The organism is Luteimonas dalianensis, assembly GCF_049339425.1.
In the GTDB taxonomy this organism is placed as follows: domain Bacteria; phylum Pseudomonadota; class Gammaproteobacteria; order Xanthomonadales; family Xanthomonadaceae; genus Luteimonas; species Luteimonas dalianensis.
In genome coordinates this window covers 204621-229021 of the sequence record NZ_JBMPPO010000003.1, presented here as the reverse complement: position 1 = coordinate 229021, position 24401 = coordinate 204621, and the positions used below count along the sequence as shown (strand labels likewise).

General features: G+C 70.2%; 23 protein-coding genes. 13 read left to right on the top strand and 10 right to left on the bottom strand.

Annotated elements, in window-relative coordinates; all coding sequences use genetic code 11:
• Positions 1-67: 67 nt before the first annotated feature.
• Positions 68-985, bottom strand: coding sequence for a peptidylprolyl isomerase (locus ACOZ90_RS05565; RefSeq protein WP_422892650.1), 918 nt, complete (start codon positions 983-985; stop codon positions 68-70).
• Between the two features lie 409 nt (positions 986-1394).
• Between ACOZ90_RS05565 and ACOZ90_RS05560 the strand changes: the two genes are divergently transcribed.
• Both ACOZ90_RS05560 and ACOZ90_RS05555 read left to right on the top strand, forming a co-directional pair.
• Positions 1395-1772, top strand: coding sequence for a PadR family transcriptional regulator (locus ACOZ90_RS05560; RefSeq protein ID WP_422892649.1), 378 nt, complete (start codon positions 1395-1397; stop codon positions 1770-1772).
• The gene (locus ACOZ90_RS05555; protein ID WP_422892648.1) at positions 1769-2677 is read left to right on the top strand and encodes a sensor domain-containing protein; all 909 of its coding nucleotides are present in this window, start codon (positions 1769-1771) and stop codon (positions 2675-2677) included. Before ACOZ90_RS05560 ends, ACOZ90_RS05555 begins: the two co-directional genes overlap by 4 nt.
• 21 nt (positions 2678-2698) lie before the next feature.
• On the opposite strand, the gene ACOZ90_RS05550 is transcribed toward ACOZ90_RS05555, so the two are convergent.
• Positions 2699-4027, bottom strand: a complete 1329-nt coding sequence (locus ACOZ90_RS05550; RefSeq protein WP_422892647.1) for a polyhydroxyalkanoate depolymerase — start codon at positions 4025-4027, stop codon at positions 2699-2701.
• A 99-nt stretch (positions 4028-4126) separates the two neighbouring features.
• Positions 4127-4720 carry a class I SAM-dependent DNA methyltransferase gene (locus tag ACOZ90_RS05545; protein WP_422892646.1) on the bottom strand — a complete coding sequence of 198 codons (594 nt, stop codon included), beginning with the start codon at positions 4718-4720 and terminating at the stop codon, positions 4127-4129.
• 107 nt (positions 4721-4827) lie between these two features.
• Here ACOZ90_RS05545 and ACOZ90_RS05540 point away from each other — a divergent pair, with 107 nt between their 5' ends.
• Entirely contained in the window at positions 4828-5274 is a 447-nt protein-coding gene (locus ACOZ90_RS05540; protein ID WP_422892645.1) for a CopD family protein, read from the top strand.
• Positions 5275-5280: 6 nt separating this feature from the next.
• On the opposite strand, the gene ACOZ90_RS05535 is transcribed toward ACOZ90_RS05540, so the two are convergent.
• The 4 genes from ACOZ90_RS05535 to ACOZ90_RS05520 all read right to left on the bottom strand — a co-directional run bounded on the left by ACOZ90_RS05535 (position 5281) and on the right by ACOZ90_RS05520 (position 10364).
• On the bottom strand, positions 5281-6579 hold the full coding sequence (locus ACOZ90_RS05535) for an MFS transporter (protein WP_422892644.1): 1299 nt from the start codon (positions 6577-6579) through the stop codon (positions 5281-5283).
• Between the two features lie 26 nt (positions 6580-6605).
• Positions 6606-7787 (bottom strand): patatin-like phospholipase family protein, encoded by a 1182-nt coding sequence (locus ACOZ90_RS05530; protein WP_422892643.1) that lies wholly within the window; start codon positions 7785-7787, stop codon positions 6606-6608.
• Complete coding sequence (locus ACOZ90_RS05525; RefSeq protein WP_422892642.1) at positions 7784-8569, bottom strand: 3-hydroxybutyrate dehydrogenase; 786 nt, start codon at positions 8567-8569, stop codon at positions 7784-7786. Before ACOZ90_RS05525 ends, ACOZ90_RS05530 begins: the two co-directional genes overlap by 4 nt.
• Before the next feature lie 109 nt (positions 8570-8678).
• Positions 8679-10364 carry an alkaline phosphatase gene (locus ACOZ90_RS05520; protein WP_422892862.1) on the bottom strand — a complete coding sequence of 562 codons (1686 nt, stop codon included), beginning with the start codon at positions 10362-10364 and terminating at the stop codon, positions 8679-8681.
• A gap of 130 nt (positions 10365-10494) precedes the next feature.
• Between ACOZ90_RS05520 and ACOZ90_RS05515 the strand changes: the two genes are divergently transcribed.
• On the top strand, positions 10495-11805 hold the full coding sequence (locus tag ACOZ90_RS05515) for a dicarboxylate/amino acid:cation symporter (protein ID WP_422892641.1): 1311 nt from the start codon (positions 10495-10497) through the stop codon (positions 11803-11805).
• Between the two features lie 70 nt (positions 11806-11875).
• Here the strand turns inward: ACOZ90_RS05515 and ACOZ90_RS05510 are convergent, their stop codons facing one another.
• Together ACOZ90_RS05510 and ACOZ90_RS05505 are read right to left on the bottom strand one after the other, a co-directional pair.
• Positions 11876-12499 carry a C40 family peptidase gene (locus tag ACOZ90_RS05510; protein ID WP_422892640.1) on the bottom strand — a complete coding sequence of 208 codons (624 nt, stop codon included), beginning with the start codon at positions 12497-12499 and terminating at the stop codon, positions 11876-11878.
• A gap of 185 nt (positions 12500-12684) precedes the next feature.
• The gene (locus tag ACOZ90_RS05505; protein ID WP_422892639.1) at positions 12685-13161 is read right to left on the bottom strand and encodes a C40 family peptidase; all 477 of its coding nucleotides are present in this window, start codon (positions 13159-13161) and stop codon (positions 12685-12687) included.
• A gap of 177 nt (positions 13162-13338) precedes the next feature.
• Here ACOZ90_RS05505 and ACOZ90_RS05500 point away from each other — a divergent pair, with 177 nt between their 5' ends.
• The 5 genes from ACOZ90_RS05500 (at position 13339) to hutG (ending at position 18692) form a co-directional block, all read left to right on the top strand.
• Positions 13339-13818, top strand: coding sequence for an FKBP-type peptidyl-prolyl cis-trans isomerase (locus ACOZ90_RS05500; RefSeq protein WP_422892638.1), 480 nt, complete (start codon positions 13339-13341; stop codon positions 13816-13818).
• Between the two features lie 40 nt (positions 13819-13858).
• Complete coding sequence (locus ACOZ90_RS05495) at positions 13859-15100, top strand: DUF418 domain-containing protein (RefSeq protein WP_422892637.1); 1242 nt, start codon at positions 13859-13861, stop codon at positions 15098-15100.
• A 9-nt stretch (positions 15101-15109) separates the two neighbouring features.
• Positions 15110-16357, top strand: a complete 1248-nt coding sequence (locus ACOZ90_RS05490; protein WP_422892636.1) for an NAD(P)/FAD-dependent oxidoreductase — start codon at positions 15110-15112, stop codon at positions 16355-16357.
• A gap of 1 nt (position 16358) precedes the next feature.
• Complete coding sequence (gene gorA, locus ACOZ90_RS05485) at positions 16359-17720, top strand: glutathione-disulfide reductase (RefSeq protein WP_422892635.1); 1362 nt, start codon at positions 16359-16361, stop codon at positions 17718-17720.
• Positions 17721-17918: 198 nt separating this feature from the next.
• A complete protein-coding gene (gene hutG, locus ACOZ90_RS05480) occupies positions 17919-18692 on the top strand; it encodes an N-formylglutamate deformylase (RefSeq protein WP_422892634.1) in 774 nt (257 codons plus the stop codon).
• 126 nt (positions 18693-18818) lie between these two features.
• Here hutG and parE read toward each other — a convergent pair whose 3' ends face one another.
• On the bottom strand, positions 18819-20708 hold the full coding sequence (parE, locus tag ACOZ90_RS05475; RefSeq protein ID WP_422892633.1) for a DNA topoisomerase IV subunit B: 1890 nt from the start codon (positions 20706-20708) through the stop codon (positions 18819-18821).
• A 279-nt stretch (positions 20709-20987) separates the two neighbouring features.
• Between parE and ACOZ90_RS05470 the strand changes: the two genes are divergently transcribed.
• The 4 genes from ACOZ90_RS05470 (at position 20988) to kdsA (ending at position 24377) form a co-directional block, all read left to right on the top strand.
• The gene (locus tag ACOZ90_RS05470) at positions 20988-21254 is read left to right on the top strand and encodes a hypothetical protein (RefSeq protein ID WP_422892632.1); all 267 of its coding nucleotides are present in this window, start codon (positions 20988-20990) and stop codon (positions 21252-21254) included.
• A gap of 137 nt (positions 21255-21391) precedes the next feature.
• Entirely contained in the window at positions 21392-21805 is a 414-nt protein-coding gene (locus ACOZ90_RS05465) for a globin family protein (RefSeq protein WP_422892631.1), read from the top strand.
• 47 nt (positions 21806-21852) lie between these two features.
• Complete coding sequence (locus ACOZ90_RS05460) at positions 21853-23547, top strand: CTP synthase (RefSeq protein ID WP_422892630.1); 1695 nt, start codon at positions 21853-21855, stop codon at positions 23545-23547.
• Positions 23544-24377 carry a 3-deoxy-8-phosphooctulonate synthase gene (gene kdsA, locus ACOZ90_RS05455; protein WP_422892629.1) on the top strand — a complete coding sequence of 278 codons (834 nt, stop codon included), beginning with the start codon at positions 23544-23546 and terminating at the stop codon, positions 24375-24377. The genes ACOZ90_RS05460 and kdsA overlap by 4 nt, the downstream gene beginning before the upstream one ends.
• Positions 24378-24401 lie beyond the last annotated feature (24 nt).

Below are 24401 nucleotides of genomic sequence, written 5' to 3'. Positions count from 1 at the left end.
TGGGGGAGTGGCAGCCGCAGGCTATGCGCGCAAAGGCTAAGCCCCCGTGATGGCCCCCGGAGGTGCTTCAGCCCCCGTCCACGATCCTCGCCGGCAGCGGCACGTTGCACAGATCGATGTGCCCGGCCGGCCGCAGGTACCAGTCGTCGCGGCGGTTGCGGCGCGACTCCACCACCGCATCGAACAGCGGCGTATCGGTGCGCAGCAGCTCCAGCCGAGTGCGCTCGGCCACCGGAACCTCCGATGCCAGCCGCACCGACCGGATCGGCGTATGCCGGTCAGCGTCCGCGAACACCCCCAGCGGCCCCGGGCCCCGCGGCATCGGGCTCAGCAACTCGATCCCGTGCACCACCCGGCCGACCAGGGTGATGTTCCGATCCAGCTGCCGCGGCGACTGCCCCGTCACCGCGTACAGCTCGGTTCCAATGCTTGAATCCGCCTCCATCCCGCGCCCAGCACCCACCATCCCGTAGCAGTGCGCCAGCCACGCCACGCCCGCCTGCGGATCCCGCGCCGCCGGGAACCCCGACGCAAACCCCACCTCCGGCGCCCACCCGTCCACATCCGGCAGCCGGTGGAACGCCACCCCCTCTGCACCGCGCTCGAACTCCGCCGGCAGCGCATCGCGCGCACTCCCGATCGACCGCCGCTCGCCCTCGGCCCCCGGATCGCCCCACTGCACCACGAAATTGTCGTGCGACCGGTAGATCGCCAGCCCGTCCCAGAAATGCTCCCGCGCCAGCGTCCGCAGGTTCTGCGCATGTTCCGGCGCGAACTCCGGCGCCAGCTCGATGATCACCCGGCCCGACTCCAGCTCCAGGTACAGCGTGTCCTCCGGCTTCGGCTCCCGCCAATCTTCCGGACTGGACGACTCCAGCAGTTCACCCATGGAGAGCGCCGGCGGCTCGTCAGCCACCACGGGCGCGGCGGCAAAGGCGCAGGCGAGGGCGAGCAGGGCGGGCAAGTGCAGGCAGCGAGGCGTCATGTGGTCATCCGGATCAAGTACGGCCTCCGATTCTCTCCCAGAGAAGCCCCCAGTGTGTGGAAACCCGCACTCCGGCAGATGGCCGCGCGCATCAAAGGGTCTGGCCGCGGTAGCGCTATGCGGGACTGTCGGCGCCATGGACGGCGCCGACAAGCCTCCATGGGTGAGCCTGCGCGTTTGCGAAGCACTGCTTCGCGCGCAGGCGAACGCCCGGAGGCTATGCCGGAGGGCCGGGCCCGCGAAGCGGGGATTCACGGCGTGTCCCGCATAGCGCTACCGCGGCCAGACCCCTCCGCGACAACGATCCTCCCACCCGGAGCAGCGAGCCAAGAAAACCCCCGCCAAATGACTACTGGCACATTCGCTATACAGAACTTATGAATAGTCTGCCCTCAAGCCCGGAGGAGCCATGCCCGACATCCCCGCCGACGACGAACTCCAGCTGCGCAAGTTCGAAAAGGAACTGAGCACCGGCACCGTCTCGCTCGTCCTGCTGGCCGTCCTCGCCGCCGCCCCCGAACCCATGTACGGCTACCAGATCGCCAAACGCCTGGAAGCCCTCGGCGACCGCGTCCTGGCCGGCAAGCAGAGCGCCCTCTACCCCGTCCTGCGCAACCTGGAAACCGCCGGCCTGCTCGCCAGCCACACCGCACCGTCCGACGCCGGCCCGCCAAGACGCTACTACCGCATCACCGACACCGGCCGCCGCAGCCTGGAGCATCGCGCCAGGGCCTGGAACGCCACCCGCGACGCCGTCGATTCCGTCCTGGAGGAAGTGAATCAATGAACGCCCGAGACCTGCCCACCAACATCCCCGAATACCTCGCCCAGCTGCGCCGCGAACTTGCCGGCGCCGACCCGGCCCTGATCCAGGACGCCCTTTACGACGCCGAGGAATACCTGCGCTCCGAGCTTGCCGAAAACCCCGGCAGCAGCGAAGCCGAAGTCATCGCCGCCGTCGCCTCCAGCTACGGCGCCCCCGAGGAAGTCGCCGACATCTACCGCGACACCGAGGTCAAGGTGCAGACAGCCCTGCGCCCGCCAAAACCCGCCGAACGCAAATCCGCGCTTGGCCGCTTCTTCGGCGTCGCCGCCGACCCGCGCGCCTACGCCTCGCTGTTTTACATGGTGCTGGCCCTGGCCACCGGCGTCTTCTACTTCACCTGGGTGGTCGCCGGCGTCGCCATGTCGCTGGGCTTTGCCATCCTCATCATCGGCATCCCCTTCGTCATCCTGTTCTTCGGCTCCGTGCGCGTGCTGTCGCTGGTCGAAGGCCGGCTGGTGGAAGTCATGCTCGGCGAGCGCATGCCGCGCAGGCCGCTCTACAGCGTGCGTGGACGCAGCATCTGGCAGCGCATCGGCGACATGTTCACCGACCCGCGCAGCTGGAGCACCCTGCTGTACATGCTGCTGATGCTGCCGCTGGGCATCGTCTACTTCACCATCGCCGTCACCCTGGTCAGCACCGGCGTCTCGCTTGCCGCCTCGCCGCTGGCGCTGCTGCCGGGAGTGAACATGCACGTGTGGATGGGCGGCATCGACCTGGTCGCCGACGCCCCGTGGCTGCTGCCCCTGGCCGCCGTGGCCGGCATCGCCCTGCTGTTCCTCACCCTGCACCTGGCACGCGGCATCGGCCGCCTGCACGGGCAGCTGGCCAAGCACCTGCTGGTCAAGAGTTCGGCCGGCGCCTGATCCGCGCCGGCCGCGGGAGGCTCAGCGCCCGGCCTTGCCGTTGCCGGCCGCGCGCCCTGCGGTCTTGCGGGCCGGCTTGTCGGCGGCGCCGTTGGCCGCGGCGGCCGGCGTGTTGGCGGCAATGAACTCGCGCACCTTCGGATACACCTGGGTGCGCCAGCGGCGGCCGCTGAAGATGCCGTAGTGGCCGACGCCCTTCATCGTCACCTGCGTGCGCCTGTCATCCGGGATCGTGCTGCACAGCCCGTGCGAAGCGTGGGTCTGGCCCTGGCCGGAGATGTCGTCCAGCTCGCCCTCGATCGTCATCAGCGCGGTGCCCGAGATCGCGGATGGATCCACCCGCTCGCCGGCCACGTCCCACTCGCCGCGCGGCAGCAGGAAGTCCTGGAACACGATGCGGATCGTGTCCAGGTAGTACTCGGACGGCATGTCCAGCACCGCGTTGTACTCGTCGTAGAAGCGGCGGTGCGAAGCGGCGTCGTCCAGGTCGCCCTTGACCAGGTTCTGGTAGAAGTCCCAGTGCGACATGAAGTGCCGCTCCGGATTCATCGCCATGAAGCCCATGTGCTGCAGGAACCCGGGATAGACCTTGCGGCCCTTGCCCGGGTAGTTCGCCGGCACCTGGTGGATCACGTTGTTCTCGAACCACCACAGCGGCTTCTCGGTGGCCAGGTTGTTGACCGCGGTCGGCGACTTGCGCCCGTCCACCGGGCCGCCCATCAGCACCATCGACAGCGGCGTGGCTTCCCCGCGCGAGGCCATCAGCGATATCGCCGCCAGCACCGGCACCACCGGCTGGCACACGCCCATCACGTGCAGCTTCTCCGCGCCGATGACGCGGATGAACTCCTGCACGTAGGCCACGTAGTCGTCCAGGGTGAAGCCGCCGGCCTCCTTGGGCACCATGCGCGCATCGACCCAGTCGGTGATGTACACCTTGTGGTCGGGCAGCAGGGTGCGCACCGTGTCGCGCAGCAGGGTCGAGTGGTGGCCGGACAGCGGCGCCACCACCAGCACCGTCGGCTGATCCTTCATGCCCAGGATGTTCTCGGCATCGTCGGTGTAGCGCTTGAAGCGCAGCAGCCGGCAGAACGGCTTCTCGACGATGACCTTCTCAACCACCGGCACGTCGTGGCCGTCCTTCTCCACCTGGTGGATGGCGAACTCCGGCTTCTCGTAGTCCTTGCCGACCCGGTAGAACAGCTCGTTGGCCGCCGCCAGCCGGTCGGAACCGGGGACGGAAGACAGCCAGCTGGTGGAAGCGGAGAAGACCTTGGCGTTGGCCTCGGCCCAGTAGGTGAGCGGCGCGGTCATGGCCCGGCCGAGCTCGTGATATTGATACAGGAACATGCGTTGGGACGATGCCTTGGCAGTGATTGCTGCGCTGCAGAATAAACGATCGCCGCTGCCGCCACGTGAATCCGGCCACGGCCGCGCCGTGGCGCCTGTTCAGGTTGCCAGCTCCAGCGCCATCGCCCCCGGCGCCAGCGTCGGCGACAGCCAGCAGTGCGATCCCAGCGGCCGCAGCCCCGCCGATTCGAAGCGCTTGCGGTAGAACGCCGCCGGGCGGCGCATGAAGCCGTCATCGTCGCCCTCGGTCTCGTCCTGGCGGGTGAAGGTCTCCAGGAACGCCACGCCGCCGCACAGCTCGGCCAGGCCCTCCAGCCCGGCGTCGATCTCGCGCGCCGGCAGGTAGTGCAGCACGTCCGAGCACACCAGCAGATCCACCGGCGGGCACGGCCGCAGGTGCTGGAAGTCGGCGAAGCGGGCCAGGTGCAGGTTGCGCCGGGCGCCGTGGCGCTCGACCGCGTACTGGCTGCTGTCGAAGCCGATGTACTGCAGCTTCGGCCGCAGCCTGAGCAGCGGCGCGCGCCACGCGCCTTCGCCGCAGCCGATGTCGAGCACGCTGCGCACCGGCCGTTCCAGCCAGTATTCGGCCGTGGCCACCGCCAGCGCCACCTTGCGCGCCAGCCGCTGCGCGCCGCCGATGCCGCCGCCGCGGTACCAGCGGTCGAAGTAGGCGCGGTCGTACTGCTTTTCCATGATGCTGCCCCCGATAAAGCCGCCCATTGTAGGAGTGCGGCGCGCACGCCGGGCCGCGTGTCCGGCCAGTTGTGCGATCCTTGCCGGCTGATCAATGGAGCCGTGCAATGCAAGCCTACGTCTGGACGAAGACCTTCCACCTGCTGTTCGTCATGGCCTGGGTGGCCGCGGCGTTCTACCTGCCGCGCATCCTGGTCAACCTGGCCGAGGCCGGTGATGCGGGCGAGGTGCGCGCGCGGCTGGTGCTGATGGGCCGGCGGCTGTACCGCTTCGGCCACGTCATGTTCGGCCTGGCGGTGGTGCTCGGGCTGGTGCTGTGGCTGGGCTACCGGGTGATCCCCGACTATCCGACCATGGTCTCCGGCGGCTGGATGCATGCCAAGCTGCTGCTGGTGGCGCTGATGTTCGCCCACTACATCGTGGCCGGGCGCTGGCTCAAGGGCCTGGACAAGGGCGGCAGGCTGCCCGCCTCCGGCACGCTGCGCTGGTTCAACGAGATCCCGGTGTTCCTGCTGCTGGCGGTGATCTGGCTGGTGCTGGCCAAGCCGTTCTGAGCGGACTCAGCCGCGGCTGACTTCGGGCAGGCCGCGGCTGACGAACACGCCGACCACGCCCAGCAGGGCCAGGAAGCCCAGCGCCACCTCCGCGCCCAGCGTGGCCAGCGCGCCCGACAGGCCGCCGATCACCAGCAGCAGCGCGCCCATGGCGGTGTTGGCCACGGCCACGTAGGCGGTGCGCCGGTCGCCTTCGGCCATGTCCACCACGTAGGTCTTGCGAGCCACGCGTACCGCGGTGTGGACGAGCACCAGCACCAGGTACACCACCGGGTACAGCCACCACTGCGCGCGCATGCCGGGCACCTCCAGCAGGGCCAGGAACAGCGCCACCACCGCCGCGGCGACGCCCGCGCCCCACATCATCAGGCTGCGCGAAGAGCGGTCGGCCAGGGTGCCGAACGGCTTGCCGCCCACCAGGCTCGCCAGGCCCTGGGCGATCACGAACGGCCCCAGCCCGGCCAGGCCCAGCCCGCCCACGCCGGCCGCCAGCGCCACCACGAACGGCGGGCTCAGCGCCGAGACCAGCAACAGCGTGCGCGCCAGCACGAAGCGGCGGAAAGGCGCGTCGCTGCGCAGCAGCTGCCAGGAGGCCTGCAGCCAGCCCGGCTGGTCGCCTTCATCCCCGGCGGGCGCGGACGGCGCCGGCTCCCGCACGCCCGCATACACCACCGAGGCAAGCACCCACGCGAGCACCGCGCCCGCCAGCAGGCCGGCCAGTACCAGCGGCGAGACGTCGTCGCCGCCCAGCAGCCGGATCGCCAGCCCCAGGGTGATGGCCAGCGCGCCGGAGAGCGCCGTGCCGACGCCGTTGATCTGCCCGCGCTCGCCCTTGGGAATGGTGTCGCCCATGACGTCCTTGCCGGCCAGCGAGCACAGCGAGCGCGCCAGCGCGAACCCCGCCAGCGCCACCAGGATCACCACCCCGGCGGCGGTGCCGTCCATCGTCGCCGCGGCGAAGGCCATCACCGCCGTGGCCGCCGCCTGGCCGGCCGCACCGGCCACCCACGCCCTGCGCCGCGGCCGCATTCGCCTGATCACCGGCGTCAGCGCCGCCTGCGGCAGCATCGAGCCCGATTCGCGTACCGGCACCAGCAGCCCGATCAGCATCGACGGCGCGCCGAGCGAGGCGAGCAGCCACGGCAGCACCGTCTTGGCGTTGACCACCTGGTCGCCGATCGCCTGCAGGGCGCTGGCCGCCACCTGGCGCAGGCCGTTGCGGGCGGTGGCCCGCTGCTGTCCGCCGTCCTGGCTGGAGCGATCCGCCTTGACCAGGCGCTGGTAGATCCGGAGGGAGGCCGTCATCCCCCAAGTCTGCCCCAGCCGGGCGCTCAGCGGCGTGTCAGGCGGTGGACGTCGTGGGTGGCCACGCCGATGTCGCGGTCGGGCAGGTCGAAGAACTCCGGGCGCTCCAGGGTGCTGGCCATGTCGCGCAGGCCGGTCTCCCAGTGTTCGCGCAGCGGGATGCTGCCGAAGGCGTAGTCCTTGTGCTGCTGCTCGTGCGACTTGGACTGGTAGATCAGGTGGATGACGTTGAAGACCCGGTCGTCCAGGTACGGCGCGAACACCTTGTCCAGGTGCGGCGGCAGCTTGCGCTCGGGCAGGTGCGTGATCAGCTCGTGCAGGGCCCCGCGCAGCTGCTGTTCCAGCTCCACCATGCGGGTGCCGTGGCGGGTGCGGCTGGAGAAGCGGATGTCCTTCATCCGTTCCAGCACGTCGAGCATGGTGCGCGGGCGCTCGCCGCGCGCGCTCCACAGATCCACCTGCAGGGCCAGGGTGTCCGTGTGCGGGTAGCAGCCGAGGACGTATTCGAGCGGGGTGTTGGAGACGATGCCGCCGTCCCAGTACCACTCGCCGTCGATTTCCACCGCCGGGAACGCCGGCGGCAGGGCGGCGGAGGCGAGGATGTGCTCGACCCGGATGTTCTCCTGCTCGCTGTCGAAGTAGCGGAAGTTGCCGCTGGTGATGCCGGCGGCGCCCACGGTCAGGCGCACGCCGCTGTCGTTGTTGATGCGGTCGAAGTCGACGAAGCGCTCCAGCGTCTCGCGCAGCGGGGTGGTGTCGTAGAAGCTGGTGGCCTGCGGGCTACCGTCGGTGAACAGGAACGGCGAGAACATGCGCGGGGTGAAAAAGCCGCGCTGGCCCTGCAGCATCGCCCCCGTCGCGCCCATGTCACGGGCCCAGGACAGGACGTTGCCGTCCTCGGGGAAGGCCGCCACGGTGCCGCGCACCGCCGCCACCAGCGGCGACAGCGGGCCGGCCGGCTCGGCGATCAGCTCCCAGAACCCGCGCAGGCGTTCGACGCGCGCGTCCACCGGGTTGCCGGCCAGGATCGCGGCGGTGATCGCGCCGATGGAGATACCGGAGAACCAGTTCGGCCGGATCCCGGCCTCGTGCAGCCCCTGGTAGACGCCGCACTGGTAGCCGCCCAGGGCGCCGCCGCCTTGCAGCACCAGGGCGACGGTGGGGTAGCGTTCGACCCGCTCGCAGATCTCCGGCAGCCGCGGGCTCACTGCATGAACCAGCCGTGGCTGACCACGATGCTCTGGCCGGTCAGGGCGTTGGTCTCGAACCCGGCCAGGGTCAGCGCGACGTTGGCGACGTCGTCCACGGTGGTGAACTCGCCGTCCACCGTGTCCTTGAGCATGACGTTCTTCACCACGTCCTCTTCGCTGATGCCCAGCTCCTGCGCCTGCTCGGGGATCTGCTTGTCGACCAGCGGGGTGCGCACGAAGCCGGGGCAGATCACGTTGGCGCGGATGCCGTGCTCGCCGCCTTCCCTGGCCACGGTGCGGCACAGGCCGAGCAGGCCGTGCTTGGCGGTGACGTAGGGCGCCTTGAGCTTGGAGGCCAGGTGCGAGTGCACCGACCCCATGTAGATGATCGCGCCGCCCTCGCCGCGGGCCTGCATGTCCTTCATGCATTCGCGGGTGGTGAGGAAGGCGCCGTCCAGGTGGATGGCGAGCATCTTCTTCCAGTCCGCGAGGCTGAAGTCGGTGACCTTGTTGACGATCTGGATGCCGGCGTTGGAGACCAGCACGTCCACGCGGCCCCATTCGCCGACCACCCTGGCCACGCCGTCGACGACCTGCTGCTCGTCGGTGACGTCCATCGCCACCGCCATGGCCTGGCCGCCGCCGTCGCGGATCGTCTGCGCGGCCGCCTCGGCGGCGTCCAGCTTGAGGTCGGCGATGGCCACCCGGCCGCCGGCCTGCGCGTACACCTCGGCGATGCGCTTGCCGATGCCGCTGGCCGCGCCGGTGACGATGCAGGCCTTGCCGTCGAGCTGGTTCATGGGGCGTGCTCCGAATGTGGGGATGGCCCCAGCTTACCGGTGCCGGGGTGGACGGTCAGTCGTACCAACGGGCAAACCGGCGCCTGAGAGGCGCTCCTACGAAGGCGGGTCAGGGGGCGGTGGCGCCGAAACGGCCGGGGTGGGGCAGTTCTACCGGCACGCCGTCGGCGTTGCACAGGCCGGCCTCGCACAGGTGCTGGCGCAGGCGCGGGGTGGACTGGACCATGAAGTGGAAGATCACGTTCTGCTCCACCGTGCCGCGCACCGCGTGCGCGCCAGGGCCGCGCGCCCAGATGCCCACGTCCTGGCCGCCGTGGGTTTCGTCCGACCTCGGCACCACGACTTCCTGCTGGTAGTAGGGATCCTCGGTGTCGACCGAGGTCAGGTCGGGGCGGCCGGTGCGCGGGGTGAAATCGTCCGGTGCGCCCCAGTAGCTGATGTCCGCGCCCTCGGCATCGTGGCCGCGGTAGCCCGGGCCGTTGGCGTAGCCCAGGGTGGTGTAGGGCAGGCCCAGGCCGTCGCGGGCGGGAACCTGTTCGCTGTTGCGGACCTTGTCCAGGATCGGGTTGCCGCGGGCCGGGTAGCCGGCGAAGGTCAGGGTGTGGCCGTGGTCGGCGGTGACCAGCACCAGAGTCTCGGCCTCGTCGGTCATGTCCACCGCCGCCTGCACCGCGTCGGCCATGGCCACGGTGTCGGTCAGGGCGCGGAAGGCATTGCCGGCGTGGTGGGCGTGGTCGATGCGACCGGCCTCGATGACCAGTACGTAGCCTTCGGCTGCGCCCTGCACGCGGCCGATCGCCTCACGGGTCAGCTCGGCCAGGGTCGGCTCGCCCGGATCGTGCTGCGCGCGGTCGTGCTCGAAGTTCAGGTGGTCGTATTCGAACAGGCCCAGCAGCGGCGCCTTGCCGGCGGCGGCCTGCATCTGTTCGCGGTTCCAGACGAACGCGCCGCCAGGGTGGCGGGCCTGCCATTCGCCGATCAGGTCGCGGCCGTCCTGGCGGCGGCCGGACTTGTCCGGGTGCTCGGGGTCGGGCTGGCCGGCGGGCAGGAAATGGCGGCGGCCGCCGCCCAGCACCACGTCCGGGAAGCGGCCTTCGGGCAGATCCACCAGCTGGGCGGCGATGTCGGTGCAGCCCTGGGCGGCGGGCGCTTCCGGCACAGCGGCGTCATCTTCCCAGTTGCGCTCGGGCGAGCGGGCGAAGGTGGCCGACGGGGTGGCGTGGGTGATGCGGGTGGTGGTGACGATGCCGGTGGCCATGCCGGCGTCCTGCGCCAGCTCCAGCACGCTGAGCAGGCTGCGCTCGGCCAGCCGGCCGCAGTCGCGACGCGGCAGCGACTGGTCGAGGTTGACCACTCCGGCGCGGGTCTTCACCCCGGTCGCCATCGCGGTCATGGTGCCGGCCGAGTCCGGCGTCTGCATGTCGGTGTTGTAGGTGCGGCTGAGCGCGGTGTGCGGAAAGTGCTCCCAGCTCAGCAGGTGCTCCTCGCCGCTGCCGCCGGCGCGCTGGCCCTGCAGGATCCGCGCCGCGGCCACGGTGGTCAGGTCCATGCCGTCGCCGACGAACAGGATCACGTTGCGGGCGCCGCCGTCCATCGCGCCGCGCTCGGCGGCCGCCGCGGCGCCGCTGCGGAACCACCACTGCGAGGTCTCGCCGTCGGGACGGGAAATGTCCGGCACCTGCACGGGGGCAACGGCGGTGGAGGCGGGCAGCGGGGCGGGCGGGGCCTGGTCGCGCACGGGAGTGGCGCAGGCGGCGAGCAGGGTGGTGAGGCAGACGGCGGCGGGAATGCGCATGGAATCCTGGTTGGTTCTGGTCAACGCGGCATTATGCCGCCGCCGGTGCGCTTCTGTGTTGCAGCCCGGAGACACTGCCGGCCCCGGCGGCGGGTTAATGTGCACCGTTTCGTTGATCTGAAGGTAGGCAATGTTCGCCTGGTGGTTCCGTATTCCGTTCTGGCAGCGCGTGGCGGCAGGCTTCGTGCTCGGCGCGCTTGCGGGCTGGGCCATGGGCCCGGCCGCCGAAACCTGGCTGCAGCCGCTGGGCACGCTGTACGTCAACCTGATCCGCATGATCGCGGTGCCGCTGGTGTTCTTCGCCGTGCTCAACGCGGTCTCGGCCCTGCACGGGCAGCAGCGGATGGCCTCGCTGGGCGGGCGCACCTTCGGCTGGTTCGCGCTGACCGCGGTGCTGGCGGTGGGGGTGGCGTTCGCGGTGGCCTCGGTGATCAGCCTCGGCCACGGCGTGGACCTGCTGCCGCCGGAGGATTACGCGCCGCGCGAGGTGCCCACGCCGGTGCAGGTGGTGCTGGACATCGTGCCGACCAACCCGTTCGCGGCCCTGGCCGAAGGGAAGATCCTGCAGGTGATCTTCTTCGCCGGCCTGCTCGGCTTCGCCCTGGTCAAGCTGGGCGACCGCACCGCCGGGCTGCGCGACATCGCCGGCCAGGCCAGCGAGGCGATGATCCAGGTCACCCGCTTCGTGCTGGAGGTGACCCCGATCGGCACCTTCGGGCTGATCGCCGGGCTGGTGGGCGCCTACGGCTTCGAGCAGCTGCTGCCGCTGGGCAACTTCGTGGTCGCGATCTACGTCGCCTGCGTGCTGCACATCGTGTTCGTCTACGGCGGCCTGCTGCTGGCGCACGGCCTGAATCCGCTGAAGTTCTTCCGCGGCGCCGCGCCGGGCATGCAGGTGGGCTTCGTCAGCTCGTCCAGCTTCGCCTCGATGCCGGTCGCCCTGCGCAGCGTCACCCACAACCTGGGCGTGGACAAGAACTACGCCGCCTTCGCGGTGCCGCTGGGCGCGAGCATCAAGATGGACGGCTGCGGCGCGATCTACCCGGCGCTGGCGGCGGTGTTCGCCGCGCAGTTCTACGGCATCGAGCTGAGCTTCGCCCAGTACGTGGCGATCACCCTGGCCTCGGTACTGGGCAGCTTCGGAACCGCCGGCGTGCCCGGCACGGCGGTGGTGATGGCCACCGTGGTGCTCAGCGCCGCCGGCCTGCCGCTGGAGGTGCTGGGCATCCTGCTGGCGATCGACCGGATCCTGGACATGATGCGCACCATGACCAACGTCACCGGGCAGATGCTGGTGCCGGTGCTGGTGGCCAAGGAGACCGGCCTGCTGGACGAGGAGGTCTACGGCCGCGCGTCGAGCAACGTCGGCGTCGAGCACCCGGCGGAGCATCCGGTGGAGCGGACGGACGATGCGCTGGAGCAGCCGGCGCGCGGCGACTGATCAGCCGGCTGCACGAACAACAAGGCCGCCCCGGGGGCGGCCTCGTGTCATCGCGGTGCGGCTGGCGCGCTCAGTGCGTGGCGATCCGCCGCGCGTGCTTGAACTTGCCGGCCCAGTAGCCCGCGTCCAGGGCCGAGACGGTGACGTCGCGGCCGGTGCGCGGGGCGTGCAGGAAGCGGCCGTTGCCGACGTAGATGCCGACGTGGTCGATGCGGCTGCCGCGCAGGGCGAAGAACACCAGGTCGCCCGGGTCGAGCTGGGCGCGCTCGACGTGCTCGCCGGCGCGGGCCATGTCGCGCGACACGCGCGGCAGGTCGATGCCCAGGGTGGTCTTGAACACGTAGCTCACCAGCCCGCTGCAGTCGAAGCCGCGCTCGGGCGTGGTGCCGCCCCAGCGGTAGGGCGTGCCGAGCAGGGCCAGGCCGCGCTGCAGCAGGCTCTGGCGCACGGTCTGCTGCGGCGCGGGCGCCAGGTCGATCTGCAGCTGCGCGGCGGTGCTGATCAGCTGGCTGACATCGGCGGCGAACAGCAGCTCGCGGCTGGCGGCCGGCAGCGGATCGGCCAGCTGCTGGCTGACCGACGTGGAGATCGGGAATCCGTCCGCCGAGTCCGCGGCCAGGCCGGTGGCGGCAAACGCCGGCACCGCTGCCGTTGCCAGCAGGGCGGAGACGAGGAGGGCGGAAATTCGCCGCACGCGGCGCGAAAGGGGTTGGCGGGAAGCCGGAGACTGGGCGTTGATCGTCACGCGTGAGGATTCACAGATGTAGGCGTGGCGTGATGGTGCCCGACGAAATCCGGCGTTTTGTTAGAAAAAAGTTAATGAATGGGGCGCAGTTCACCAAAAAAACCGCTCATTTTCCGCCGATCCCCATTCAGGAATCAGAGGATGCGCCGCGACCCGGTGTAGTGGTCACGCCAGTAGTACCCGTCCAGGTGATCCAGGCGCACGGTGCCGCCGCTGCTGGGCGCGTGCACGAACCGGCCTTCGCCCACGTAGATGCCCACGTGGGTGACGCCGCCGCGGCTGCCGAAGAACACCAGGTCGCCGGCGGCGAGCTGCTCGGGCGCGATCCGCGGCCCCTGCCAGGCAAACAGGTCGCGGGTGGTGCGCGGCAGGCGCATGTCCAGCATGTCGCTGTAGACGTAGTTGACCAGGCCGCTGCAGTCGAAGCCGCCCTCGGGGGTGTTGCCGCCGTAGCGGTAGGGCGTGCCGACCAGGCCGATGGCGCGGATGGTGACCGAGTTGGCCGCCGCCGGGTTGGCCGGGGTGACCACCGGCCAGTGGCGCTGCTGCGCCGGCGCCGGTGCCGGCGCGCTGGAGGCCGGGCGCACCTGCTTGCCGCCGCAGCTGGCCATCAGCGTTACCGTGGCGGCGAAAACAAGGCACACCGCCCACCGCGGGCAGCGGAGCGTTCGGGTTGGCGCGGCGCGGCCGCAGCCCGGATAATGCGCTTCACTCACGGCCCGCATCGTGGCCGATCCCCTTTCCGCTGACAAGCGCGGCCATGCGCCGCCACACCAGGTTTGCCGCCCATGAAGATCGAAAAAGACCGCGTCGTCCGTTTCCACTACACCGTGTCCGAGCCGGGCCAGGAGCCGGTGGAAAGCTCGAAGGACCGCGAGCCGCTGGCCATCCTGTTCGGCCACGGCAACATCATTCCGGGCCTGGAGAAGGCGATGGAAGGCCACGAGGCCGGCGACAGCTTCAGCGCCGAAGTCACCGCCGCCGACGCCTACGGCGAGCGCCGCGAGGAGATGACCCAGCGGGTGCCCAAGAAGCACTTCGGCAAGCAGCGCCTGGCCCCGGGCATGCAGGTGATGCTCAACACCAATTTCGGCCCGCGCCCGGTCACGGTGCAGAAGGTCGGCATGAGCGTGGTGGACGTGGATCTGAACCACCCGATGGCCGGCAAGGATCTGAGCTTCGACATCGAGGTCGTCGACGTGCGCGAGGCCGACGCGGCCGAGATCGAGCACGGCCACGTGCACGGCGAGGGCGGCCACCAGCACTGATGGCGCGCCCGGCCGGCGGGCCGGCCAACGGGAGGCGTGGATGAACACCGGAGCGGCGGCAGGCTTCGCGCCGACGGGCGCGTCCGAGCGGATCGGGCTGCTGGACGCGCTGCGCGGGCTGGCCCTGCTGGGCATCTTCATCGCCAACATCGAGTGGTTCAGCCGGCCGTGGCAGGAGTTCGGCAACGGCATGGCGCAGGGGCTGGCGGGCATCGACCTGGCGGTGGCCTGGGCGGCGTACTTGTTCGTGTCCGGCAAGTTCTGGGTGCTGTTCTCGCTGCTGTTCGGGGTCGGCTTCGCGCTGATGATGGAGCGGGCGCAGGCCTCGGGGCGGGCGACCGGGCTGTACCTGCGGCGGCTGGCGGTGCTGTTCGCGCTCGGCATCGCCCACGCGCTGCTGGCGTGGGTGGGTGACATCCTGCATGCCTACGCGATCGCGGCGCTGGGCCTGCTGCTGATGCGCGGGCTGTCCGCGCGCGCGCAGCTCGGGATCGGGCTGGCGATCTACCTGGGCCTGTACGGGCTGTCGGTGCTCGGCGGCGTGGCGATGATGGCGATGCCGGTTGGGCAGGCGGAGTTCGAGGCGACGCTGGCCGAGGGCGTCCGGGCCGGGGAGGCCGCCGCCGCGGTCTATGCCGGCGGCGGTTTTGCCGAGGTCACCGGGCAGCGGATGAGGGATTTCGCGATGCTGCTGGGCAATGCCTCCGGCGTGGTGCCGCTGGCGCTGGCGGTGTTCCTGGTCGGCAGCTGGCTGTTCCGTTCGGGCCGGCTCGGGGACGTGGAGGCCAATCGCGGCTTTTTCATCCGCATGGCGGCGTGGTGCCTGCCGCCGGGGCTGGCGCTGACCCTGGCCGGGGCGATGCTGTCGACCGGCCATCCGGATGGCTTCTTCAACCCGCGCTGGGTGCTTGCTTCCAGCCTGCACGGGCTGGGCGCGCTGCCGATGACGCTGGGTGGAGTCGCGGCGCTGGCGCTGGCGTGGCAGGTGCCGGCCGGTGCGCGCCTGCTGGGCGTGCTGGCGCCGGCCGGGCGCATGGCGCTGACCAACTACCTGCTGCAGTCGCTGGTCGCCTCGCTGGTGTTCTACGGCTACGGGCTGGCGATGTGGGGGCGGGTCGGATACGCCGCGATGGTGGCGCTGGCGGTGGCGGTGTTCGCGCTGCAGGTTGTGGCCAGCCGCTGGTGGCTGGGGCGCTACCGCTTCGGCCCGCTGGAGTGGGCGTGGCGCTGGCTGACCTATGGCCGGCGGCCGCCGATGCGGAATCTGCCGGCCGGCGCGTAGACTCGCCACATGGATTCAAACGACGACGTATTGATCATCGGCGGTGGCGTGATCGGCCTGGCCTGCGCGCTGTCGCTGATCGAGCAGGGCCGCAGCGTGCGGGTGATCGACTCCGGCCAGGTCGGCAGCGGGAGCTCGCACGGCAACTGCGGCACCATCACCCCCAGCCATGCCCCGCCGCTGTCGGCGCCGGGCACGGTGACCAAGGCGCTGCGCTGGATGCTCACGCCGGATGCGCCCTTCTACCTCAAGCCGCGCTTCGACCCGGCCCTGTGGGGCTGGATGCTGCGCTTCGCCCGGCGCTCCACGCACGGCCACTGGCGCCGGGCCGCCCAAGTCCGGCTGGAGATCCTGCAGGCGGCGCGCGACGCCCTGCCCGAGTGGGTGGAGCGCTACGGCCTGGCCTGCGAGTACGACCCGGCGGGCGTGGACTACGTGTTCCGCTCCGAGCGTGAGCTGCGGGACTTCGGCGGCGAGCTTGCGTTGCTGGACGAGATCGGCGTGGCCTACGAACGCGTGGACGGCGCCGCCTACGTGCGCTCGGAGCCGGCGCTGCGCGACGGGGTGGTGCAGGTGGTGCGCTTCCCCGGCGATGCGCGCCTGCGTCCGGATCGCTACGTGGCCGAGCTGGCGCGGGTGGTGCGCGAGCGCGGCGGCGAGATCGTGGAGGGCTGCGAGGTCACCCGGATCGATTCCGGTGATGCGGGCGTGGCCGCCATCGGCACCGCCGGCGAGTTCCGCGGTCGCGACATGATCATCGCCACCGGCGCGTGGTCGCCGCGACTGGCGCGCGGGCTGGGCCTGCGGGTGCCGGTGCAGCCGGGCAAGGGCTATTCGATCACCTACTCGCGGCCGGCGCTGGCGCCGAAGCGGCCGCTGGTGCTGCACGAGCGCAGCGTGTGCGTGAGCAGCTGGGGCAGCGGCTACCGGCTGGGCAGCACCATGGAATTTTCCGGCTACGACACCAGCCTCAACCGGCGCCGGCTGGACGCGCTCGAGCGCGGAGCGGCCGAGTACCTGCACGAGCCGGTGGGGCCGGAGAAGCAGGAGGAGTGGTACGGCTGGCGTCCGCTGAGCGTCGACGACCTGCCGCTGCTGGGCCGCGCGCCGGGCCACCGTCACCTGTGGCTGGCGACCGGCCACGGTATGCTCGGAGTGAGCATGAGCACCGCGACCGGCCGGCTGATGTCGGAGCTGGTGTGCGGCCTTGACCCCCACCTGGATCCGGCGCCGTTCGACCCGGCGCGCTTTGCCTGACATGAGCGACCCGAGAGAGTTCGACTACGACCTGATCGTGCTGGGCGGCGGCTCCGGCGGCCTGGCCGGTGCGTTCCGCGCGGCCGAACACGGTGCGCGGGTGGCGCTGCTGGAGCCGGGCGAGCTGGGCGGCACCTGCGTCAACGAGGGCTGCGTGCCGAAGAAGGCGATGTGGCTGGCGGCCGACCTGGCGGCGAAGATCGACATCGCGGCGCGGCTGGGATTCGGCGTGCCTGAGCGGCCGGCGCTGGACTGGCGCGAGTTCATCGTCGATCGCGAGCGCTACATCTCCAACATCCACGAGAGCTACCGCAAGCGGCTGGACGCGGCGGGGATCACCCTGGTCACCGAACGCGGGGTGCTGCTGGATGCGCACACGGTCCAGGCGGGCGATGCGCGGCTGTGCGCGCCGCACGTGCTGCTGGCGACCGGCTCGCATCCGGTGCGGCCGGACGTGCCGGGGGCGGAGCTGGGCGGGGTATCCGATGACTTCTTCACCTGGTGCCCGGCGCCGGGCCGGGTGGCCCTGTTCGGCGGCGGCTACATCAGCGCGGAGCTGGCCGGGGTGCTGCAGGCGCTGGGCAGCCGGGCCGACATCTTTGCCCGCGGCGGGCGCCTGCTGAAGCAGATGGACGCGGACGTGGTGGAGCAGCTGCAGGACAACTACCGGCATCTTGGCGTCGGGCTGCACCTGGACTACGGGCTGCGGGAGGTGCGGCGCGAGGGCGGTGGGCTGGTGCTGGTGGACGATTCGGGTCGGGCCAGCGAGCCGTTCGACGAGGTGGTGTTCGCGATCGGGCGGCGGGCCAATACCTCCGGCATCGGGCTGGAAGCGGCAGGCGTGGGGCTGGGCAAGGACGGCACGATCCAGGTCGATGCGTTCCAGAACACTTCGGCCGAGGGCGTGTATGCGGTGGGCGACGTGACCGGGCAGCTGACGCTCACGCCGGTGGCGATCGCGGCGGCGCGCAGGCTGATGGATCGGGTGTTCGGGGGCAGGGCGGATTCGAAGCTGGATTACCGGGACGTGCCGTTCGTGGTGTTTTCGCATCCGCCGCTGGGCGGAATCGGGCTGACCGAGGAGCAGGCGCGCGAGGAGCACGGCGACGCGGTGCGGGCGTACCGCAGCAGCTTCCGGCCGATGCTGCAGGCGCTGGCGGATACGCCGCTGCGCAGCCTGTTCAAGCTGGTGTGCGTGGGCGAGGAGCAGCGCGTGGTGGGCATCCATGCCTTTGGCGAGGCGGCGGACGAGATCCTGCAGGGGTTCGCGGTGGCGCTCAAGCGCGGCATTACCCTGTCCGATCTGCACGATACCGTCGCTATCCATCCGACCAGTGCCGAAGAGTTCGTCCTGATGCGCTGATTCGGGGAGTGTTTGGGCTTCGGGTGGACGCCGCGCCCTGGCGGCAGGGCGTCCTGCCCTGACGCGCGCGCAATACATCCATGTATTGCTTGACGCGACACCCCACCGCCAGGGCGCGGCTCACTCCACTTTTGTTTTCGGCGCTTCGGCAGGCCGGGGGCACGTCCCCCGCGTTCCTCCTGCGATAGCATGGCTGGCATGGATATCTTCACCCTCCACCAGGGCACGGTGCCGCTGTTGGTCAGCGTCCCCCACGACGGCACCGCCGTGCCGGATGACATCGCTGCGCGCTTCACCGATGCCGCGCGCGCAGTTCCCGACACCGACTGGCACATTGCGCGCCTGTATGACTTCGCGCGGGACATGGGCGCGTCGATGATCGTGCCGGCGTATTCGCGCTACGTCGTCGACCTCAACCGCTCCGAGGACGACGTGTCGTTGTACCCGGGTCAGAACACCACCGGCTTGTGCCCGGTGGTGCGCTTCAGCGGCGAGCCGGTGTACCGAGAAGGGATGGAGCCGACCCCGGAGGAAATCGCCGCGCGGGTGGAGGCGTACTGGCGGCCGTACCACGAGGCGCTGCGTGCGGAGCTGGATCGTATCCGCGCCAGGCACGGCCGCGCGGTGCTGTGGGAAGGCCACTCGATCCGCGGCGAGCTGCCGTTCCTGTTCGAAGGCCGCCTGCCCGACATGAACCTGGGCACGGCCGGCGGCGCCAGCTGCTCACCGGCGCTGCAGCGGCGGCTTGAGGCGGTGCTGGCCGGGCAGGATCGCTACGATTTCGTCGTCAACGGCCGCTTCAAGGGCGGCCACATCACCCGCCACTACGGCGAACCGGCCAGCGGTATCGAGGCGGTGCAGATGGAGACCAGCCAGCGCGCCTACATGGACGAGGACAGCTTCGAGTACCTGCCCGCCAAGGCAGCCGACGCGCAGGCATTGATCCGCAGCCTGCTCGAAGCGGCCCTGTAACAGCGCCAGCCGCCGACAAGCCCCCATGGACGGGTTCACGGCGTGTCCCGCCCATGGCTTCCCGGCCGGCCCGCCCGCGACGGTAAAGCACGTGGCCCGTGTGGGATTCGGCGGCGGAAGCGGGTTTCAGACCTCCAGCGTCGCCAGGTCGCCCTTCTGTTCCAGCCAGGCCTTGCGATCGCCGGCGCGCTTGCGTGCCAGCAGCATGTCCATCAGGGCGCTGGTCTGCTCGCCGTCGTCCACGGTCAGCTGCACCAATCGCCGGGTGTCCGGGTGGATGGTGGATTCGCGCAGCTGGGAGGGGTTCATCTCGCCCAGGCCCTTGAAGCGGGTGACGTTGACCTGGCCCTTGAGCTTCTCGCGCTCGATCTTCTCCAGCAGCAGGCGCTTTTCTTCCTCGTCCAGGGCGTAGAAGACCTGCTTGCCCACGTCCACCCGGTACAGCGGCGGCATCGCCACGAACACGTGGCCAGCCTCGACCAGCGCCGGGAAATGCCTGAGGAACAGGGCCGAGAGCAGGGTGGCGATATGCAGGCCGTCCGAGTCGGCGTCGGCCAGGATGATCACCTTGCCGTAGCGCAGGCCGGCGATGTCGTCCTTGCCCGGGTCGCAGCCGATCGCCACCGCCAGGTCGTGCACTTCCTGCGAGGCGAGCACGCCGCCGGAGGCCACTTCCCAGGTGTTGAGGATCTTGCCGCGCAGCGGGAGGATGGCCTGGAAGTCCTTGTCGCGGGCCTGCCGCGCGCTGCCACCGGCCGAGTCGCCCTCCACCAGGAACAGCTCGGTGCGCGAGAGATCCTGGCTGATGCAGTCGGCCAGCTTGCCGGGCAGCGCCGGGCCCTGGGTGACCTTCTTGCGCACGATCTGCTTTTCGGTCTTCAGCCGCGCGCTGGCGCGCTCGATGGCCAGCTGGGCGATCCGCTCGCCGGTCTCCACGTGCTGGTTGAGCCACAGGCTGAAGGCGTCGTGCGCCGCGCCCTCGATGAAACCGGCCGCCTGGCGCGAGCTCAGCCGCTCCTTGGTCTGGCCGGAGAACTGCGGGTCGGTCATCTTCAGGCTGAGCACGAACGACACCCGATCCCACACGTCCTCGGGCGCCAGCTTGACCCCGCGCGGCAGCAGGTTGCGGAAGTCGCAGAACTCGCGCAGGGCGTCGGTGAAGCCGCTGCGCAGGCCGTTGACATGGGTGCCGTGCTGGGCGGTGGGAATCAGGTTGACGTAGCTTTCCTGCACCAGCTCGCCCTCGGGCACCCAGGACGCGGCCCAGTCCACGGTCTCGGTGTCCTTGGCCAGGGCGCCGGTGAACAGCTCCGGCGGCAGCAGCTCGCGTCCGGCCAGCTCGCCCTTGAGGTAGTCGCTCAGGCCGTCCTCGTAGTGCCACTCGTCGCGCTCGCCGGTGGCCTCGTCGAACAGCTTCACCGTGAGCCCGGGGCACAGCACCGCCTTGGCCCGCAGCAGGTGGCGCAGCGGGCGCAGGGCGAACTTCGGGCTGTCGAAGTACTTCGGATCCGGCCAGAAGCGCAGGCGGGTGCCGGTGTTGCGCTTGCCCACGCTGCCCGCCACCTCCAGCTCCGAGGCGCGGTCGCCATCGGCGAACGCCATCGCGTACTCGTTGCCGTCGCGCCGGATGCCCACCTCCAGCCGGGTGGACAGCGCGTTGACCACGCTCACGCCCACGCCGTGCAGGCCGCCGGAGAAGGTGTAGTTGCGGTTGCTGAACTTCCCGCCGGCGTGCAGCCGGGTCAGGATCAGCTCCACGCCCGGCACCTTTTCCTCGGGGTGGATGTCCACCGGCATGCCGCGGCCGTCGTCGCCGACCTCGCAGCTGCCGTCCCTGTACAGGGTGACCTCGACCACCCGCGCGTGCCCGGCCAGGGCCTCGTCGACCGAGTTGTCGATCACTTCCTGCGCCAAGTGGTTGGGGCGCGAGGTGTCGGTGTACATGCCCGGGCGGCGCTTGACCGGATCCAGGCCGGAGAGGACTTCGATGTCGACGGCGTTGTAGCGCGAACTCATGCAGGGGCTGCGGCGGAAAAAGGGCGCCTAGCTTACCAGCGCCGGCCCGGCGCCCGCGGGCGGGGAGGGCCCGCGGGAGCCGCCCGGCCGGCCGCGCCCAAGCATGTCGGGAGGGCCCCGGAAAGCTGGGGAAAACCCTTTGTCCACATGGAGTTACGGCGGGCTGGTTAAGAGATTGTTGTTCAGTGTTGATACGGGGGAATGCCGCTACCGTTCGGGCCGTCGCTGTAGTGGAAGCGGCTACTTGATCCACTTTTTGATTTTTTGGAGACGAGACCCATGACCAAGCGCAATGTTCTGTTTACCGCCCTGATCGCCGCTGCCTTTGCCGCCCCGTCCGCCTTCGCCCAGGAGGTCGACGAGCAGGCCCTGCGCGACGCCGAGGTCGCCGCCCAGCAGGCCGCCGAAGCCGCGGAGGCCGCCGAGCAGCAGGCCGATGCCGCCGACGTCCAGGCCCAGCAGGCCGAGGTCGCGACGGAGGAGGCTGTGGACGCCGCCGAGGCCGAGGACGAGCTGGAAGAAGAAGAGGAAGAAGATCCGGCCTGATCCAGGGACTGGAACGCGGATCTGGAAACGCCCCGCCCCGCGGGGCGTTTCCTTTTTCCGCATCCGGGACATTGATCGCGCGCAATGCCCCGCGGGGGCCGATGGCCACAATGGCGGCTTTCCTTCCAGAGTCCCCCATGACCGACCAGTACGAAGACCTGCAGCAGAGCTACGGCCGCTGCCTGCGCGACAAGGCGTTCATCAGCCGTTTCTACGATGTGTTCCTGAAAAGCCACCCCTCGATCCCGGCGATGTTCGCCGAAACCGACTTCAGCAAGCAGCGCATGGCCATGCGCCGCGGCATCAGTGCCGCCATTTTCCACGCCGCCGGCAGCACCCTGAGCCGGCGCACGGTGGAGCAGATGGCCGATGTACACGGCGGCAAGGGTCGCTGTCCGGTGGATCCGGCGCTGTATCCGTACTGGATCGACAGCCTGGTCAGGGTCATCGAGCAGACCGACCCGGAAATGGACGACCGCCTGCGCATGCGCTGGCGCCAGGCCATGGGCGTGGTCTGCGAGACCTTCTCCGGGCGCTACGAGGCAGCCTGAGTCACCGCGCCGGTGTAGAATAGGGCTTTCCAGCGACCTGCTGCGCCATGACAGCCCCCAGTTCAGTCACCCCGCTCGTTTTCGTCACCGGCGGCGTGGTCTCTTCCCTCGGGAAGGGCATCGCCGCGGCCTCGCTGGCCGCCATCCTGGAGTCCCGCGGGCTCCGGGTGACGATGATGAAGCTCGACCCCTACATCAACGTCGATCCCGGCACCATGAGCCCGTTCCAGCACGGCGAGGTGTACGTGACCGACGACGGCGCCGAGACCGACCTGGATCTGGGCCACTACGAGCGCTTCCTCGACGTGCGCCTGTCGGGGAAGAACTCCATCACCACCGGCAAGATCTACGAGAACGTGATCGCCAAGGAGCGCCGCGGCGACTACCTGGGCGCCACGGTGCAGGTGATCCCGCACATCACCGACGAGATCAAGCGCTGCATCGACGTGGCCACCCACGGCTACGACGTGGGGCTGGTGGAGATCGGCGGCACGGTGGGCGACATCGAGTCGCTGCCGTTCCTGGAGGCGATCCGCCAGATCCGCACCGACCGCGGGCCGGACAAGGCGATGTTCATCCACCTCACCCTGGTGCCGTGGATCGCCGCCGCCGGCGAGCTCAAGACCAAGCCCACCCAGCACTCGGTCAAGGAGCTGCGCTCGATCGGCATCCAGCCCGACGTGCTGCTGTGCCGCAGCGAGCAGCCGCTGCCCGACGGCGAGCGGCGCAAGATCGCCTCGTTCACCAACGTGTCCGAGAAGGCGGTGATCTCGGTGGTGGACATGGACAACATCCACAAGATCCCGCTGTGGCTGCATGCCCAGGAGCTGGACGGCATCGTCGTGGATCGCCTGCGCCTGGCCGACCGCGCCCGACCGGCGGACATGGGCGAGTGGGCGGACGTGGTGGACGCGGCCCAGAATCCGGTCGACGAGGTGACCATCGGCGTGGTCGGCAAGTACGTCGACCACAAGGACGCCTACAAGTCGGTGGCCGAGGCGCTGCGCCACGGCGGCATCCGCCAGCGCACCCGGGTCAACCTGAAGTGGATCGAGTCGCAGGACATCGAGCGCGACGGCGCGAACAAGGTGCTGGCGGGGCTGGACGGGATCCTGGTGCCGGGCGGCTTCGGCGACCGCGGCTTCGAGGGCAAGGTGCTGGCCTCCAGGCACGCGCGCGAGGCAGGCATTCCCTACTTCGGCATCTGCTACGGCATGCAGGCGGCGGTGGTGGATTTCGCTCGCCACGTGGCCGGGCTGGAAGGCGCCAACAGTACCGAGAACGACCGCCAGACCCCGCATCCGGTGATCGGCCTGATTACCGAGTGGCGCACCAAGACCGGTGAGGTCGAGCGCCGCAGCGAGGACAGCGACCTGGGCGGCACCATGCGCCTGGGCCTGCAGGAGCAGCGGATCAAGCCGGGCACCAAGGCGCATGCCATCTACGGCCGCGACGTGGTCGCCGAGCGCCACCGCCACCGCTACGAGTTCAACAACCGCTACCGCACCCAGCTCGAGGACGCCGGGCTGGTGATCAGCGCCAAGTCGATGGACGACCTGCTGGTGGAGATGGTGGAACTGCCGCAGCACCCGTGGTTCATCGCCTGCCAGGCGCATCCGGAATTCCAGTCCACCCCGCGCAGCGGCCATCCGCTGTTCATCGGCTTCATCCGCGCCGCGCGCGAGCGCAAGGCCAATGAGGGCCGGGTCGGTGGCCAGCTGCTCAAGGAGGTATCGGCATGAAGCTGTGCGGATTCGAGGTGGGTCTGGACAAGCCGTTCTTCCTGATCTCCGGCCCCTGCGTGGTCGAGAGCGAGCAGCTGCAGGTGGACGTGGCCGGACAGCTGAAGGAGATCACCTCCGCGCTGGGCATCCCCTTCATCTTCAAGTCCAGCTTCGACAAGGCCAACCGCACCTCGCTGGGCAGCTTCCGCGGCCCGGGCATGGAGGAGGGGCTGCGGATCCTGGGCGAGGTGAAGCGCCAGGTCGGCGTGCCGGTGCTGACCGACGTGCACGAGTACACGCCGATGGACGAGGTCGCCAGCGTGGTCGACGTGCTGCAGACGCCGGCGTTCCTGGTGCGGCAGACCGATTTCATCCTGCGCGCCTGCTCGGCCGGCAAGCCGGTCAACATCAAGAAAGGCCAGTTCCAGTCGCCGTGGGACATGAAGCCGGTGGTGGAGAAGGCCAAGTCCACCGGCAACGAGCAGATCATGGTCTGCGAGCGCGGCGCCAGCTTCGGCTACAACAACCTGGTCAGCGACATGCGCTCGCTGGCGGTGATGCGCGACACCGGCTGCCCGGTGGTGTACGACGCCACCCACTCGGTGCAGTTGCCGGGCGGGCAGGGCGGTTCCAGCGGCGGCCAGCGCGAGTTCATCCCGGTGCTGGCCCGCGCGGCGGTCGCCGTGGGCGTGGCCGGGGTGTTCATGGAAACCCATCCCGAGCCCGAGAGGGCCCTCAGCGACGGCCCCAACGCCTGGCCGCTGGCGAAGATGCGCGCCCTGCTGGAAACGCTGGTCGAGCTCGACCAGGCCACCAGGAAGAACGGCTTCCTCGAAACCACCCTTTGACGCCACCCCAGCCCCCAACCCCGG

Excerpts from the sequence above, each read along its gene's own strand:
- ACOZ90_RS05565 (WP_422892650.1), bottom strand. The coding sequence starts at position 985 with ATGACGCCTCGCTGCCTGCACTTGCCCGCCCTGCTCGCCCTCGCCTGC.
- ACOZ90_RS05560 (WP_422892649.1), top strand. The coding sequence starts at position 1,395 with ATGCCCGACATCCCCGCCGACGACGAACTCCAGCTGCGCAAGTTCGAA.
- ACOZ90_RS05555 (WP_422892648.1), top strand. The coding sequence starts at position 1,769 with ATGAACGCCCGAGACCTGCCCACCAACATCCCCGAATACCTCGCCCAG.
- ACOZ90_RS05550 (WP_422892647.1), bottom strand. The coding sequence starts at position 4,027 with ATGTTCCTGTATCAATATCACGAGCTCGGCCGGGCCATGACCGCGCCG.
- ACOZ90_RS05545 (WP_422892646.1), bottom strand. The coding sequence starts at position 4,720 with ATGGAAAAGCAGTACGACCGCGCCTACTTCGACCGCTGGTACCGCGGC.
- ACOZ90_RS05540 (WP_422892645.1), top strand. The coding sequence starts at position 4,828 with ATGCAAGCCTACGTCTGGACGAAGACCTTCCACCTGCTGTTCGTCATG.
- ACOZ90_RS05535 (WP_422892644.1), bottom strand. The coding sequence starts at position 6,579 with ATGACGGCCTCCCTCCGGATCTACCAGCGCCTGGTCAAGGCGGATCGC.
- ACOZ90_RS05525 (WP_422892642.1), bottom strand. The coding sequence starts at position 8,569 with ATGAACCAGCTCGACGGCAAGGCCTGCATCGTCACCGGCGCGGCCAGC.
- ACOZ90_RS05520 (WP_422892862.1), bottom strand. The coding sequence starts at position 10,364 with ATGCGCATTCCCGCCGCCGTCTGCCTCACCACCCTGCTCGCCGCCTGC.
- ACOZ90_RS05515 (WP_422892641.1), top strand. The coding sequence starts at position 10,495 with ATGTTCGCCTGGTGGTTCCGTATTCCGTTCTGGCAGCGCGTGGCGGCA.
- ACOZ90_RS05505 (WP_422892639.1), bottom strand. The coding sequence starts at position 13,161 with ATGGCCAGCTGCGGCGGCAAGCAGGTGCGCCCGGCCTCCAGCGCGCCG.
- ACOZ90_RS05500 (WP_422892638.1), top strand. The coding sequence starts at position 13,339 with ATGAAGATCGAAAAAGACCGCGTCGTCCGTTTCCACTACACCGTGTCC.
- ACOZ90_RS05495 (WP_422892637.1), top strand. The coding sequence starts at position 13,859 with ATGAACACCGGAGCGGCGGCAGGCTTCGCGCCGACGGGCGCGTCCGAG.
- ACOZ90_RS05490 (WP_422892636.1), top strand. The coding sequence starts at position 15,110 with ATGGATTCAAACGACGACGTATTGATCATCGGCGGTGGCGTGATCGGC.
- gorA (WP_422892635.1), top strand. The coding sequence starts at position 16,359 with ATGAGCGACCCGAGAGAGTTCGACTACGACCTGATCGTGCTGGGCGGC.
- hutG (WP_422892634.1), top strand. The coding sequence starts at position 17,919 with ATGGATATCTTCACCCTCCACCAGGGCACGGTGCCGCTGTTGGTCAGC.
- parE (WP_422892633.1), bottom strand. The coding sequence starts at position 20,708 with ATGAGTTCGCGCTACAACGCCGTCGACATCGAAGTCCTCTCCGGCCTG.
- ACOZ90_RS05470 (WP_422892632.1), top strand. The coding sequence starts at position 20,988 with ATGACCAAGCGCAATGTTCTGTTTACCGCCCTGATCGCCGCTGCCTTT.
- ACOZ90_RS05465 (WP_422892631.1), top strand. The coding sequence starts at position 21,392 with ATGACCGACCAGTACGAAGACCTGCAGCAGAGCTACGGCCGCTGCCTG.
- ACOZ90_RS05460 (WP_422892630.1), top strand. The coding sequence starts at position 21,853 with ATGACAGCCCCCAGTTCAGTCACCCCGCTCGTTTTCGTCACCGGCGGC.
- kdsA (WP_422892629.1), top strand. The coding sequence starts at position 23,544 with ATGAAGCTGTGCGGATTCGAGGTGGGTCTGGACAAGCCGTTCTTCCTG.